Source organism: Bradyrhizobium sp. JR3.5 (assembly GCF_054057015.1).
In genome coordinates this window covers 1,155,066-1,169,455 of sequence record NZ_JBSRYV010000002.1, presented here as the reverse complement: position 1 = coordinate 1,169,455, position 14,390 = coordinate 1,155,066, and the positions used below count along the sequence as shown (strand labels likewise).

The following is a 14,390-nucleotide window of genomic DNA, read 5'->3' as shown; positions in this document are numbered from 1 at the left end:
AATACAACCGAAAGGAGTATCCATCATGCCAAAGCTTGCAATCATCGCCACCGTCGAGGTCGCGCCGGGTAAGCGGGATGAGGTGCTGCCGCTGTTGATGGCGCACCGTGCCCGTTCGTTGAGGGATGAGCCGGGCACGTTGCAGTTCGATGTTCTTGTGCCTCGCGAGGATGCTTCGAAGCTGCTGCTCTACGAGGTCTATCAGGACGACGCCGCGTTCGCGGCACATCGCAATGCGCGATCGATCGCACAGTTTCGCGAGGAGACCGCGGCACTGGGCGTCAAGGTTGCCGGGACCTGGTGCACGCCCGCCGAGTAGACATTGTCGTCGCCGTCGCAGCTGCGGGATCAGACCATCTGACGCAGCAGGTCGATCAGGCGGCCGCATTCATCGTCCGTGCCGACCGTGATGCGCAGGAAATCCTCGATCCGCGGCTTCTGGAAATGCCGCACCAGCACGCCGCGCTCGCGCAGTTTCCCGGCGAGATCCGCGCCGCGATGACGCCACCGTGGCGGGCGAACACGAAATTTGCATGCGACGGCAGCACTTCGAAGCCGAGCTCGGTGAGGCCGCGGGCGAGCGCCTCGCGGCTCCGGATGATGCGTTGCCGGGTCTCCTCAAACCATGCGTCGTCCTCGATCGAGGCGACGGCACCCGCGATCGCGAAGCAATCCAGCGGATAGGAGTTGAAGCTGTCCTTGACGCGCTCCAGCGCCTCGATCAGCGGACGCTGGCCGATGGCGAAGCCGACGCGCAATCCCGCCAGCGCGCGCGACTTCGACAGGGTCTGGATCACCAGCAGATTGTCGTGGCGCGCGACCAGCGGCACGGCGCTCTCGGCGCCGAAATCGACATAGGCCTCGTCGACCACCACCAGCCGGTCGGGATGCTCAGTGACCAGCGCCTCGATCGCGGCGCGCGGCAACGCGATGCCGGTCGGTGCGTTGGGATTGCACAGCAGGATGGCGCTGCCCGGCCGCCGGTAGTCTGCAAGCTGTATCCGCATCGCGGCATCGAGCGGGACCGTCTCGTAGCCGACGCCATAGAGCCGGCAATACACCGGATAGAAGCTGTAGGTGATGTCGGGAAACAGCAGCGGCGCATCGTGCTTCAGCAGTGCCGGAAAGGCATGAGCCAGCACCTCGTCCGAGCCGTTGCCGACGAACACCTCGTCGGACGTGACGCCATAGCGCGTCGCGATCGCCTCGCGCAGCGCGGTTGCGCGCGGATCCGGATAGAGCCGCAGGCGATCCGTGGCCGCTGTGATCGCCGCGATCGCGCGCGGCGACGGCGGGTAGGGATTCTCGTTGGTATTGAGCTTGATGAGGCCGTCGATCTTGGGCTGCTCGCCGGGCACGTAGGGCGACAGGTTGTGGACGACCGAACTCCAGAAGCGACTCATGATCTGCGATCCAGGGATGAATGCGATCACAATACGGAATACGAGGCGCTGATGAAAGTACCTCTTTATTCTCAAGCATTCTGATGTGTGTCGCGCTCGCGACCTACCAGGTCGCCGTGCCCTTCATGGTCGGCTGGCCCTCGGCATTGGCGGTCCACAGCTCCATGCCGCCGTCCTTGTCGTTGGCGTTGATCGAGAACTCGCTGCCCTCGAACAGCGGCTGCACGCCGCGATAGGTGAGCTTCTTCGGCGGCTTGCCGCCGCGCAGCTTGGCGGCGAGTTCGACAATGAAGGAGGCTTGCAGCGGGCCGTGGAAGATCAAGCCCGGATAGCCCTCGACCTTGGTGACGTAGTCGCGATCGTAGTGGATGCGGTGGCCGTTGAAGGTCAGCGCCGAATAACGAAACAGCAGCACCGGATCGGAGACGTGGCTCTCGCGATGCTGCGCAGTCGGGGGAGGCGGCGGCGCCTTGGCGGGCGCTGCGGCTTGTGTGCTCGTCATCTCGCGATAGACGATGTCTTGCCGCTCGCGGACCGCAAGCCCGCGCGAGGTCGTCACCTCGTGATGGACCGAGACGAAGCACAGCGTGCCGGTCGAGCCCGATTTCACCGTGACGTCGGCGATGCGCGAGGTGCGTTTGGCGTCATCGCCGATGCGCAACGCGTCGAAGAATTCGAGTTCGCCGCCGGCCCACATCCGGCGCGGCAGCGGCACCGGCGGCAGGAAGCCGCCGCGGGTCGGGTGGCCGTCGGGGCCAAGCTGCGACATCGGAAATACCGGCTGCGCCAGGCACCAATGCGTGGTCCACGGCGCGGCGTCGCCGGCTTTCGGCTCGCCGATCTCCTGGAAAAGCGTCGCACGCAGTCCCATCACGAGATATTTGGTGACGACGTCGGAGGCCTGCTGGGAGCGGCCGATCCACTGGCGGAGGCGATCGAGGTCGAGTTTATCGGTCATGACTGTGTTGCCCGGGCAGGAGGGGTCTCAGGATCGTTTGATGCGCTCGCCGATCGCAGGCACCTTGCCGTAGTGCCTGTCCTCGCCGACCACAATCGCGGCCGGTGCCGGATAGCTGACACGGCCGTTCGGCGTGTCGACCTCGATACGGCGCAGATGCGGATGTTTGGCGAGGTCATCCATGCTGTTGACCTCGGCGAAGGCGATGTCGGCCTCGGCGAGCTTCGCCAGCAAGTCCTCGCGCGTCAGCTTGCCGAAACTGTCGCCGACGATCTGGTCGGTAGCCGCGCGGTTGCGCACGCGCTCGACCATGTTGGCAAAGCGCGGATCGTCGGGCAGGCCGGGCTGGCCCAGCACCTTGGCGCACAGCGTCTTCCACTCGCGCTCGCTCTGGATCGAGATCAGGATCTCCTTGCCGTCCTTCGAGCGGAACACGCCGTAGGGCGCGATCGAGGGATGGGCGAGGCCGATCCGCTTCGGCGACTTGCCGTCCTCGGCATTGAGCAGCGGCACGGTGAGCCAGTCGGCCATCACGTCGAACATCGAAATGCGGATATCGGCACCCTGGCCGGTGCGGCCGCGCCCGATCAGCGCTTCGAGGATCGACGCATGCGCGGTGGCGCCGGTGGCGACATCGACGATCGACATGCCGACGCGCGAGGCGCCTTCGGGGCCGCCAGTGATCGAGGCGAGGCCGCTCTCGGCCTGGATCAGGAGGTCATAGGCCTTGCGGTCGGCGTACGGACCGGTGTCGCCATAGCCGGTGATCGTGCACATGATCAGTTTCGGGTAGTCCTTGCGCAGCCGCTCGCGTGAGAAGCCGAGCTTGTCCATCGAGCCCGGCTTCAAATTCTGCAACAGCACGTCGGCGCCCGCGATCAGCTCTTCCAACTGCGCGCGGCCTTCCTTGGTGGCGAGATCGACCACGGCCGAATCCTTGCCGCGGTTGAGCCAGACGAAATAGCTGCTCTGGCCCTTCGCCGCGGCGTCGTAGCCGCGGGCGAAATCGCCCTCGGGCCGCTCGATCTTGATGACATGAGCGCCGGCATCGGCCAGGCGTGACGAGCAGAACGGCGCAGCGACCGCCTGTTCGACGGCAATGACGGTCAATCCCTCAAGCGGCAGCATGATCTGAGAACTCAGTAGGAGCGGGGCATGCCGAGCACATGCTCGGCGACGAAGGACAGGATCAAATTGGTCGAGATCGGCGCCACCTGGTAGAGCCGGGTCTCGCGGAATTTGCGCTCGACGTCGTATTCCTCGGCGAAGCCGAAACCGCCATGGGTCTGCACGCAGGCATTGGCCGCTTCCCAGGAGGCATCCGCCGCCAGCATCTTGGCCATGTTGGCTTCCGCGCCGCAGTCGAGGCCGGCTTCATATTTGCGGGTGGCTTCCTTCACCATCAATTCGGCCGCGCGCATCGAGGCGTAGGCTTTCGCGATCGGGAACTGGATGCCCTGGTTCTGGCCGATCGGCCGGCCGAACACGCTGCGCTCCTTGGCGTAGTTGGTCGCCTTCTGGATGAACCACTTGGCATCGCCGACGCATTCGGCGGCGATCAGGATGCGCTCGGCATTCATGCCGGAGAGGATGTAGCGGAATCCCTTGCCTTCCTCGCCGATCAGGTTCTCCGCCGGCACCTTCATGTCGGTGAAGAACACTTCGGTGGTGGCGTGGTTCATCATGGTGCGGATCGGGCGAATTTCGAGGCCCTTGCCCTTCACCTCGCGCATGTCGACGATGAACACCGAGAGCCCGTCGGTGCGCTTCTTGGACTGCTCCTTCGGCGTGGTGCGCGCCAGCAGCACCATCAGGTCGGAATATTCGGCGCGGCTGGTCCAGATCTTCTGGCCGTTGACGACGTAGTGGTCGCCCTCGCGGCGTGCGAAGGTCTTCAGCGAAGAGGTATCGGTGCCGCTGGTCGGCTCGGTAACGCCGAACGCCTGCAGCCGCAATTCGCCGGTCGCGACCTTCGGCAGATACTTCGCCTTCTGCGCGTCGTTGCCGTGCCGCAGCACGGTGCCCATCGTGTACATTTGGGCATGGCAGCCGCCGCCGTTGCAGCCGGCGCGCTGGATCTCTTCCAGGATCGCCGCCGCGGCAGACAGCTTCAGGCCCGCGCCGCCATATTCCTCGGGGATCAGCACCGAGAGATAGCCGGCCTCCGTCAGCGCATCCACGAACTCCTTCGGATAGGCCATCTGGCGGTCGAGCTTGCGCCAGTATTCGCCGGGAAACTGCGCGCAGAGTTTTGCGACGGCGTCGCGGATGTCTGTATGGTCGTCGGTGTGCTGATCGTGTGCGGTCATGATTTCGCTTTGCCGAGAGGTTGCGCCAGAGCGTTTTCGGGCGAAGCGGAAACCGGTTCGCGTGAGGAAAACGCCCGCTGTTGTGGGGTCCCGGTAAACTCCCTATGCTGTTTTGTTATAGCGTATGAACCTGCCTTCCAGGATTGGCAAGTATGGATTTCCGCCAGCTTAGGACCTTTGCGTGCGTCGCGGAACTCGGGAGTCTGAGCAAGGCATCCGATACCCTGCGGGTCGCGCAGCCGGCGCTGAGCCGACAGATCAAGCTGCTGGAGCACGAGCTGCGCACCGAATTGTTCACGCGCAACGGCCGCGGCATGGTGCTGACTGATGCCGGCCGGCTGCTGCTGGCGCGGACCGGCGGTATCGTGCGGCAGATCGACCAGATCCGCGACGACATCCAGTCCGCGGGCGGTGCGCCGTCCGGGCGCGTCGTGCTCGGGCTGGTGCCGACGGTGAGCTGCGTGATTTCGGCGCGGCTGGCGCGGCGCACGGTGGAACGCTACCCCGGCATCTCGCTCTGCATCGTCGAAAGCTACAGCGGCCATCTGATCGAGTGGCTGCATCGCGGCGAGATGGACCTTGCGGTGATCTACGGCCCGTCGGTCGATCTGCACCTGGCGGTGCAGAGCCTCGGCCGCGACTCGATCGTCGCGGTTGGCCCGCGCGGCAGCGGGCTGAAGCAGAAGAAGCAGGTCGATATCGGCTGGCTGCTGCGCCAGCGCCTGGTGCTGCCAAGTCATTCGCACGGGCTCCGCGCCATGATCGAGCATGCGGCGGCGAAGAAGAAGGTCACGCTCGACGTCAAGCTCGAGGCGGATTCGTTCCGCGTGCTGACGAGCCTGGTCGAGGAGGGGCTCGGATACACCATGCTGCCGCCGTCCTCGGTGCGCGGCGAGGTTGCCGACGGCCGGCTCGAGACCGCGCCGATCGCGCGGCCCGCGCCACGGCGCGAGCTGACCCTGGCCTCGCCGGTCGAGCATCCCGGCTCCAACGCCATCACGCTGATCGCAAAATTGCTGCGCGACGAGGTCGCCGCGTGCCGCGCCGAGGGGCTCTGGGATATCCAGCTCGCCTGAGCGCGGCTTCGCATCACTTCACCTGGAAGCCGAGATGGCCGCGGAAACGGTTCTTCAGATAGGTGCCGTCGCGCGGCGGCAGCGCGCGCTCGACTTCGCCGGCCGCGATGCGGATGCGCGCCAGCCGCGGACCGCCAGCGAGATCGCGCAGGCTCGCGCGGAAGCGCTCGATGCCGGCCATGTCGGCGATGTCGGAGACATTGCCGATGCCCGCGCCGCTCGCGATCACCTCGAGCCTCGCCCCTAAGCCGGAATGGCTGAGCTGCATCCCGGTCTCGCCGAAATGGCCGTTGTCGAGCACCGCGATCGAGAGATTGCCGGGCTGCTTGGTGGCGATAGTCAAGAGGCTGCCGATCCCCATAAGCTGCTCGCCGTCGCCGGTGACGACCAGCACCGGGCGCTTCGGCTGCGCCAGCGCAAGGCCGAGCCCGACCATCGCGGCGCCGCCCATCGCGCCCCAGAGATAGAAATTGCTCGCGTGCTCGCCGGCGTCGAACACGTCATAGGATGAGGAGCCCAGACCGGAGATCACGAGCAGGTCGCCGCGCTCAGCGAGCAACGCCTTCACGGCGGCGCGGCGGTCGAGAGTACCTGTTGGCGCTGACATCAATGCGTCTCCCTGGTCCACTTCTTGCGGCCGATCATCCGCTGCGAGATCAGCACCGCGACCTGCTGGTCGCCGTCATAGGCGAGCGAGGCGGCGGCCGAGATCACTTCCTCGGCGTCATCGGGGTTCTCCAGCCGCAGCACGGTGGTGCCCATGATCTCGAAGGCCTGCGGTGTCGCACGGCCCATCGGGATCTGCCAGGGATTGAACTCGGCCCATTCGCCGCGCATCGTCACCAGCGTGAGCAGCGGAAAGCGGCAGCTCGCCATCAGCGACAGCATGTTGACGCAATTGCCGACGCCGCTCGATTGCATCAACAGCACTGCGCGGTCGCCGCCGAGCCAGGCGCCGGCAGACAATGCCACGCCTTCCTCCTCGGTCGTCAGCACCGTGGTCTTGATGTCGGCATCGGCGTGCGACAGCTTGATCAGCTTCGAGTGTCCGGCATCGGGAACGTAGGACACTTGCGCCACGCCAAAGTTCTTCAGCGTGCGGTAGATCGCAACCGGCCAGTCCCGGCTGGTCGCGCTGTCCTGGTGAACGGCAATCTGGTCCATCGTGGCCTCGGCTAGGGGCGCGCAGTGGCGCGTCCTCACCGAAGCCCTTTACCGCGCGAGCAGACTTAATCCCCTTCGCATCTGGCTCGCGCAGCTATACCGGATTTGTATACCTCCGTCAGCGCGGCCGGGACCCTCGAACTCAGGCGTTCGGCTGCAGAAACGTGCCGTATTGCTTGCTCGCGACGACCGCGGCGGCGGCCTCTCCGATGACGCGCATCGCCGCCATCATCGGCCATGGCCCAAGGCTGACCCGGCGCACGCCGGCGCGGGCAAGCTCCGGGATTTCAGGAACGCCCCGCGTCACCATGATGTTGACCGGCAGCGGCGTCAGTTGAACGAGCCGCTCGATCAGCGCGAGGTCGGTGAGCCCCGGTACAAAAATTCCGTCGGCGCCGGCATCGGCATAGAGCTTCGCGCGGCGTGCCGCTTCATTCAGGCATTGCTCCGGCGAGCCGAACTTCAGCAGAAACGGATCGGTTCGCGCATTGATGAAGAGGTGAATGCCGAGCTGTTGCGCGGTGTCGCGCACCGCCCTGATCTTGGCGGCATGCTGCTCGGGATTGGCGAGCTGCCGCTTGCCGCCCAAAAGCCCGTCCTCGATATTGATGCCGATCGCGCCGGCCTTCAGGATCCTCGCCGCCGAATGCGCGGCGGCGTCCGCCGTGTCGCCATATCCGGCCTCCAGATCGATCGATACTGGAACAGAGACCGAAGCGGTCATTCGCGAGACCAGGCCTTCCACGATGTCGAGCGGGGCATTTTCGCCGTCGGCAAAGCCGAGCGCGGACGCCACCGCGCCGCTGCTTGTCGCGATAGCCGGCGAGGTCTTCGCGATCGCCTTGGCGGTCGCGACATCCCAGGCATTGAACAGGATGAGAGGATCGCCCGTCCTGTGAAGAGCATGAAATGCTTCGGCGTATTGCTGCTGTGTCGTGGCGTCCATTGCGCGCACTCCTGGTTGGAGAGAATTCGAAAGACTGCCGTGGCCGCTGGTTGCGGCGTGCCTGTTCAGCCGGCGGCGTGGGTCTTGAACCAGTCCATGATCAGACCGGTGACCTCGGCCTCACGCTCGAGGTGCGGGAAGTGCCCGACATCGGGCAGGACAACGCGCTGATGTGGCCCCTTGAAGAGCGGCTCTTCCTTCATCGAATACCGCGCTGTCGGATCGTTGCCGCCATAAATCGTCAGCGTCGGCGTATGCATGTCGTTGATCGGCAGGCGCCCCGCAACGCCCGCATCGACCAGGCCATTGTAGTATTTCAGCGCCGCCTTCATGGTGCCGGGAGAGCTGAGCGTCTCCTTGACCGAGCGGAGATGCGCGTCGTTCTCCAGGGTTGGCGACCACAACTTCCAAAGGTAGTCGACGAAGGGAAGTCCCTCGATGTTGACCGCCGCGTGAGCGCCAGGCACCGTAAAGAAATAGACATGGAAGACCGATCGAACGGCATCGGGATCGCTCCTGAGGCTCGCAATTGTGATCGGGTGCGCGGTGTTCATGACAACCGCGGCCTTGATCGCCGCCGGCGCCGTGGCCAGCACCTGGAACGTCGACGTGCCGCCCCAATCCATGCCGACGACGCGCGCCTGTCCGTCGTCGCTCAGCGCCGCGATCAGCGCTTCGAGATCCTGGCCCAGCGCGATCGGATCGAAGATGCCGTCGGCCGGAATCTCGGTTGGCGCATAGCCCCGCAGGAACGGCGCGACCGCGCGATACCCGGCATCAGCGAACACCTGCAGCTGCTTGCGATACGACCAGGCGTTGTCGGGAAAGCCGTGCATGAACATGACAAGTGGTCCGCTGCCCTGTTCGAGATAGGCAAATCGCACGCCGTTGGCCTGCACGTATTTTAGCGTGGGTTCGCTGCCGGCGGCGTCAGGCGTTGCCAATGCGGTGCTTCGGATCGTCATCGCTCTCTCCATTTTTCCGTCGTTGGTGCTCTCCCGGCAAATATGTGCGTAGCGCACATATCTGGTCAAGTTGTTTTTTGTGCGCAGCGCACATATTATCCCCGCATGGAAAACGGAATCGCCAATCTGCTGGGCGCGCTGTCGCTCGCCGTCATGGACCGTATCGAGCAGGGCGCGCGCGAGGTCGTCGGCCGCGGCGGCGAGACACCCGCGGCCCTCATCGTCATCGGCTATGGCCAGGGCATGACCAACGACAAGCTGAGGCGGATCCTCGGCCTGTCGCATTCCGGAACGGTCCGGCTGGTGGATCGTCTGGTCTCGGATCGGCTTGTCGAACGCCGTCCTGGCAAGGACGGCCGCGAGGTCGCCTTGCACCTGACGGCGACCGGCGCCGCGTCCCGGAACGAACTGCTGGCGTCGCGGATTTCGGCCGTGACGTCATTGCTCGATGTGCTGTCGTCGTCTGAGCGGAAACAGCTTGGAACATTGATCCGGGAGCTGCTGGCTAGGCAGGACACGTCCGAGATGGATCGCTTCACGATCTGCCGGATGTGCGATGACCGCGTCTGCACCAATTGCCCGTTGCCGACAAACAAGGGCCAGCACCTTCGCTAGTCCGGCGGTGCCTTGCTGGCGCGGGCAACTGGCAAGGGCTACGGCCAAGCCGCCCGGCTTGGAGGCCGGCGCACGCGTGAAAATCTCCAGCGCGGGGTGCCGGCAAATTCGGCCATGATGTTGACGCGCGCTTCCATGGACCGCCGGAAAGCGCCTCGCCAGGACGCTGCTTCAGACCACTTGAGCGGGAAAAGCGAGGGATAGCCGGCTTCGCCGGCAAGTCGTGGCCGTTGTCCCCGTGGCCGCCTGACCTGCACGATGTCTATCGCGGGTCGCATTTTTGATCTGGATCATAGAGCCGGTCGATCGACGCAATACAGACTAGCTGAACCCTCGCCATACAAGGGGGACGTCTCAACCGGAAGAACCCCAAGGGATCATTGATGTGATTAATCTCGCAAGGATTGAACGCGATCCGAACTACCAGGAACTCGTGCGTCGACGGTCGTCGCTGGGTTGGAGGTTGTCGCTGATCATGCTTGTCGTCTATTTCGGATTCATCCTGCTGGTGGCCTACGCTCCCAAGTTTCTGGGCACGCCACTGGGCAGCGGCGTGATGACGATCGGCATTCCCATCGGCTTGTCCGTCATCGTGCTCGCCTTTGTACTGACGGGCATCTACGTGCGCCAGGCGAATTCCAGCTACGACGTCCTAGTTCGCAAGATTGTCGAGGAGAACCGCCCATGAAAAAGGTCTCCTGGCTCCTGACGCTTCTCCTCGTCGGCATGCCGACGTTCGCACTTGCCGCTGGTACCATTGATGGCGGCTCAAAGCAGGCGATCAACTGGTCGGCGATCGGCATGTTCGTAGGCTTCGTCATGCTGACGCTCGTCATCACCTATTGGGCCGCAAAACGGACCGCATCGGCTGCGGACTTCTACTCGGCTGGTGGTGGAATCACCGGTTTCCAGAACGGGCTGGCGATCGCCGGTGACTATATGTCGGCGGCCTCCTTCCTCGGCATCTCGGGCCTCGTCTACACCTCCGGTTATGATGGCTTGATCTATTCGGTGGGCTGGCTCGTGGGCTGGCCGATCGTGACCTTCCTGATTGCCGAGCAGCTGCGCAATCTCGGCAAGTTCACCTTCGCCGACGTCACGTCGTTCCGACTTGGACAGACCGACATCCGCATCCTGGCGGCGTGCGGCTCGCTGGTCACCGTTGCGTTCTATTTGATCGCCCAGATGGTCGGAGCCGGCAAGCTGATCCAGTTGCTGTTCGGTCTCGACTACTGGATCGCGGTCGTCCTGGTCGGCGGTCTGATGATGATCTACGTGACCTTCGGGGGAATGAAAGCAACAACCTGGGTGCAGATCATCAAGGCCGTGTTGCTGCTTGCGGGTGCGACGTTCATGGCCGGAGCCGTTCTCTACAAATTCGGGTTCAGCCCGGAAGCGCTGTTCGCCAAGGCGACCGAGGTGCATCCCAAGAAGATCGCAATCATGGAGCCCGGCAGTCTGATCTCCAATCCATTGTCGGCGATCTCGCTCGGCCTCGCGCTGATGTTCGGAACAGCCGGCCTGCCGCACATCCTGATGCGCTTCTTCACGGTGAAGGACGCCCAGGCTGCCCGCAAGTCGGTGTTCTATGCCACGGGCTTCATCGGCTATTTCTACGTTCTGACCTTCATCATCGGCTTTGGCGCGATCACGCTGGTGTCCACCGATGCGACGTTCCTGGACGCCTCCATCCTGGAGAAGACCAAGAGCGGCATCGCGGCCATCAAGGGCGGCTCGAACATGGCGGCTATCCATCTCGCGAACGCGGTGGGCGGCAACCTGTTTCTCGGCTTCATCTCGGCGGTCGCCTTTGCCACCATCCTGGCTGTGGTGTCCGGTCTGGCGCTGGCCGGTGCATCATCCATCAGTCACGACCTCTACGGCATGGTGATCAAGCGCGGAGCCGCCAACGAGCAGGACGAGATCCGGGTCTCGAAAATTGCGACACTGGTGCTGGGCGTGCTCGCGATCTTCCTGGGCATCGTGTTCGAGAACCAGAACGTCGCATTCATGGTCGGTCTTGCGTTCGCCATCGCCGCGTCCTGCAATTTCCCGGTGCTGGTGATGTCGATCTTCTGGAAGGGGCTGACGACGCGGGGCGCGCTGATCGGCGGCTTCCTCGGTCTCATCAGCGCTGTGGTCGGTGTCGTTCTATCGCCGGCGGTGTGGGAGGCGACCCTGGGCTACGCCAAGGGTTCGGCGCCGATCAAGCTGGATAATCCCGCCCTGTTCTCGATGGCGATCGCCTTCGCCGGGATCTGGTTGTTTTCGATCCTGGATCGCAGCAAGCGGGCGGCGATCGACCGCGACGGCTTCGATGCGCAATTCGTCAGGAGCCAGACCGGTATCGGCGCGGCCTCTGCCACGACGCACTAAGAGGCCTTCAGGATAGCCCCTTCGGTCCCGGCTGGGTTCACGACCCAGCCGGTACCTCGCTCAACTGGCCATCAAAACCGACATGCCCAAGGCGTTCGACATCAGCAATGCACCGTTCGATCGCTTGACGCCGGGCGAGGCCGAGACGCTGCGGGCTTCGCTGGATGTGGCATATTTCCGCCCCGGCGACGTGATCCTCGGCAAGGGCGCGCCCGCGGATGCGCTCCACGTCATCATCAAGGGCACGGTCGAGGAGCGCGACGAATCCGGGTTGGTGGCCCTGCTCGGCAACAAGGACACTTTCGACAGCCGCGCACTCGTCCACGACACGATCGGGCATGCGTTTCTGGCACGCGATGAGACGCTTTGTTACACCATTCCCAGGAAGGTTGCGCTCGACCTGATCAAGGCGAACCCGCGCTTTGCCGCGTTCTTCTACCGTGAGATCTCGCAGAAGCTGGACGAACTCGCCAATGACGAGGAGGCGAAACGTTTCGGTTCGCTGATGTACGCCAAGGTAGCCGAGCTTTTCCTGCACCCTCCGGCGTTTCTGGTTGCAGAGGATACGATCGAGATGGCCGGTCGCCAGATGCGCCGGATCGACAGCAATGCCCTGTTTGTTCGCGACGGTGAGCGGGTCGGCATCATCACGGGCATGAGCCTGTCGAAGGCGGTGGTGCTGCGACGCGAGTCCATCGAGATGCCGATTGGTCTGCTCGCGAACTTCGACATCGTGTCGGTCCAACGCACCGATTTCGTGTCCTCGGCGCTCCTGCTCATGACGAAACACAACAAGCGGCGGCTTGCGGTGAAGGACGGCGAACGGTTCGTCGGCATTCTGGAGGAGATCGACCTGCTGGGATTTCTGGCAGGAAGCGCCCAGGTTACCGCCGGCCGGATCGACCGAGCTTCGAGCCAGCAGGATCTGGCCATCGCGGCACGCGAGATCGAAGCTCAGACACGGGTCCTGCGGCGACAAGGCGTCAAGGTGGAAGTGATCGCCGAGATCGTCTCCGACCTCAACAGACGCCTGCTGTCCCGATTGTTTGAAATGGTTGCGCCGGCCGGCATACGCAGTGGCGGCTGCCTGATCGTGATGGGCAGCGAGGGGCGCGGCGAGCAGACCATGCGCACCGATCAGGACAACGGCCTCATCCTGTCCGCGCCTGTCGACGTCGAGACTCTTCAATCGTTCCGGAGCGCGTTCTCCGGTGCGCTGCAGGGTTTCGGTTTTCCGCCCTGTCCCGGCAACGTCATGGTAAGCAATCCGGCATGGTCCAAGCCGCTTGCTGACTACCTTGCGGATTTCCGCCGCTGGATCGCGCTGCCCGACGAGACTGCGCACATGAATGTGGCCATTATCTATGACGCGCAAGCGATCGCCGGCGATGTGCAGCTGCTGGACCGCGCCAAAGCGGAGCTGATCGAGCTGGTGCGGGGCGAGCAGGCCTTTCTGGCCCATTTCGCGCGCGCGATCGATGCTTTCGCAACGCCCATCGGCCTGTTCAACAACCTGATCACGTCGGAGGGCACCGGGGACGCGCTCGACCTCAAGAAAGGCGGCATCTTTCCCATCGTCCACGGCGTTCGCAGCCTCGCGCTCGAGCAGGGTCTGCACGAGACCTCCACCGACAGGCGGATATCCCGGCTGTGCGACCTGGGCATATTGCGTACCGAATTTGGACGCGACCTGAAGCAGGCCTTCCGATTCATGCTGATGCTTCGGCTCGACGAACAGCTGGCCGCGTCTGCCGGCACGTCGGGCACTCTGGTGAGACCGGCGCATTTGTCCAGCATGGAACGCCATCTGCTGCGCGACGCGCTTCAGGTGGTGAAACAGTTTCGTGAAATTATTCGTCACCACTTCAAGCTGGCGATATTCTGAATGCTTCCGCGTGCGATCAAGCGATTGCTCCATCGGGCGACCCTGAGCGATCAGTCGTACCGCTTCATGTTCGATCGTCCTCCGGACGACGACCTCGTCGTCATTGACTGCGAGACGACCGGGCTCAACGTGCGGACAGACGACGTTGTCACCATTGCCGCCATCAAGATCCGGGGCAATCGGATCCTGACCAGCGAGCATTTCGGAGCAGTCGTGCACCCCGACAGCAAGATGAGGACGGAGGCGATCAAGATCCACCGTTTGCGTCAGTCCGACGTCGAGGCTGCGCCAATCGTGTGGAAGGTGCTGCCGAGTTTTCTGCGCTTCATCGGTTCGCGTCCCCTGATTGGCTATTACGTCGACTTCGACGTCGCCATGCTGGACAAGTACATCCTTCCGCTGGTGGGCATCGAACTGCCGAACGAGCGGATAGAAGTCTCGCGGCTCTACTACGAGCGCAAATACGCCGACGCGCCACCGAACACGTCGATTGATCTCTCGTTCTCGGCAATCCTCAAGGACCTCTGCATTCCTTCGCTCAGTCAGCACGATGCGTTCGACGACGCATTGATGACGGCGATGATGTTCGTCCAGTTGCGCGACCTTGCCCAGCGTGGTGTGCGGATCGCGCGGCAGCGCACCAGCCCCGTTTTCAATCCGACCGGGGCATGATCGAGCCCTGGTCCGGTCGAG

General features: G+C 63.9%; 14 protein-coding genes and 1 pseudogene. 7 read left to right on the top strand and 8 right to left on the bottom strand.

Annotated elements, in window-relative coordinates:
* Window positions 1–25 precede the first annotated feature (25 nt).
* A complete protein-coding gene (locus ACVWW1_RS22375) occupies window positions 26–319 on the top strand; it encodes a putative quinol monooxygenase (protein ID WP_456657453.1) in 294 nt (97 codons plus the stop codon).
* A gap of 29 nt (window positions 320–348) precedes the next feature.
* Here the strand turns inward: ACVWW1_RS22375 and hisC are convergent.
* From hisC to ACVWW1_RS22355, 4 genes and pseudogenes are all read right to left on the bottom strand, one after another.
* Window positions 349–1,403: pseudogene (hisC, locus tag ACVWW1_RS22370) on the bottom strand (histidinol-phosphate transaminase).
* A gap of 103 nt (window positions 1,404–1,506) precedes the next feature.
* On the bottom strand, window positions 1,507–2,361 hold the full coding sequence (locus tag ACVWW1_RS22365) for an FAS1-like dehydratase domain-containing protein (protein WP_456657452.1): 855 nt from the start codon (window positions 2,359–2,361) through the stop codon (window positions 1,507–1,509).
* Window positions 2,362–2,388: 27 nt separating this feature from the next.
* Window positions 2,389–3,489, bottom strand: a complete 1,101-nt coding sequence (locus tag ACVWW1_RS22360; RefSeq protein ID WP_456657451.1) for a CaiB/BaiF CoA transferase family protein — start codon at window positions 3,487–3,489, stop codon at window positions 2,389–2,391.
* 11 nt (window positions 3,490–3,500) lie between these two features.
* Window positions 3,501–4,670, bottom strand: a complete 1,170-nt coding sequence (locus tag ACVWW1_RS22355) for an acyl-CoA dehydrogenase family protein (protein ID WP_456657450.1) — start codon at window positions 4,668–4,670, stop codon at window positions 3,501–3,503.
* 152 nt (window positions 4,671–4,822) lie between these two features.
* Here ACVWW1_RS22355 and ACVWW1_RS22350 point away from each other — a divergent pair, with 152 nt between their 5' ends.
* Complete coding sequence (locus ACVWW1_RS22350; RefSeq protein ID WP_092116489.1) at window positions 4,823–5,746, top strand: LysR family transcriptional regulator; 924 nt, start codon at window positions 4,823–4,825, stop codon at window positions 5,744–5,746.
* A 13-nt stretch (window positions 5,747–5,759) separates the two neighbouring features.
* Here ACVWW1_RS22350 and ACVWW1_RS22345 read toward each other — a convergent pair whose 3' ends face one another.
* From ACVWW1_RS22345 to ACVWW1_RS22330, 4 genes are all read right to left on the bottom strand, one after another.
* Window positions 5,760–6,353 (bottom strand): thiamine pyrophosphate-dependent enzyme, encoded by a 594-nt coding sequence (locus ACVWW1_RS22345; RefSeq protein ID WP_456657449.1) that lies wholly within the window; start codon window positions 6,351–6,353, stop codon window positions 5,760–5,762.
* Entirely contained in the window at window positions 6,353–6,910 is a 558-nt protein-coding gene (locus ACVWW1_RS22340; RefSeq protein WP_456657448.1) for a phosphonopyruvate decarboxylase, read from the bottom strand. Before ACVWW1_RS22340 ends, ACVWW1_RS22345 begins: the two co-directional genes overlap by 1 nt.
* 142 nt (window positions 6,911–7,052) lie before the next feature.
* Window positions 7,053–7,856 (bottom strand): isocitrate lyase/PEP mutase family protein, encoded by an 804-nt coding sequence (locus tag ACVWW1_RS22335; protein WP_456657447.1) that lies wholly within the window; start codon window positions 7,854–7,856, stop codon window positions 7,053–7,055.
* A 65-nt stretch (window positions 7,857–7,921) separates the two neighbouring features.
* Window positions 7,922–8,821 (bottom strand): alpha/beta fold hydrolase, encoded by a 900-nt coding sequence (locus ACVWW1_RS22330; protein ID WP_456657446.1) that lies wholly within the window; start codon window positions 8,819–8,821, stop codon window positions 7,922–7,924.
* Between the two features lie 105 nt (window positions 8,822–8,926).
* On the opposite strand from ACVWW1_RS22330, the gene ACVWW1_RS22325 reads away from it, so the two are divergent.
* The 5 genes from ACVWW1_RS22325 (at window position 8,927) to ACVWW1_RS22305 (ending at window position 14,369) form a co-directional block, all read left to right on the top strand.
* Entirely contained in the window at window positions 8,927–9,436 is a 510-nt protein-coding gene (locus tag ACVWW1_RS22325; RefSeq protein ID WP_207832288.1) for a MarR family winged helix-turn-helix transcriptional regulator, read from the top strand.
* A gap of 385 nt (window positions 9,437–9,821) precedes the next feature.
* Entirely contained in the window at window positions 9,822–10,124 is a 303-nt protein-coding gene (locus ACVWW1_RS22320) for a DUF485 domain-containing protein (RefSeq protein ID WP_176529513.1), read from the top strand.
* The gene (locus ACVWW1_RS22315) at window positions 10,121–11,812 is read left to right on the top strand and encodes a cation acetate symporter (RefSeq protein ID WP_176529514.1); all 1,692 of its coding nucleotides are present in this window, start codon (window positions 10,121–10,123) and stop codon (window positions 11,810–11,812) included. The genes ACVWW1_RS22320 and ACVWW1_RS22315 overlap by 4 nt, the downstream gene beginning before the upstream one ends.
* Window positions 11,813–11,894: 82 nt before the next feature.
* On the top strand, window positions 11,895–13,697 hold the full coding sequence (locus tag ACVWW1_RS22310; protein WP_456657445.1) for a putative nucleotidyltransferase substrate binding domain-containing protein: 1,803 nt from the start codon (window positions 11,895–11,897) through the stop codon (window positions 13,695–13,697).
* Entirely contained in the window at window positions 13,698–14,369 is a 672-nt protein-coding gene (locus tag ACVWW1_RS22305; RefSeq protein ID WP_456657444.1) for a 3'-5' exonuclease, read from the top strand.
* Window positions 14,370–14,390 lie beyond the last annotated feature (21 nt).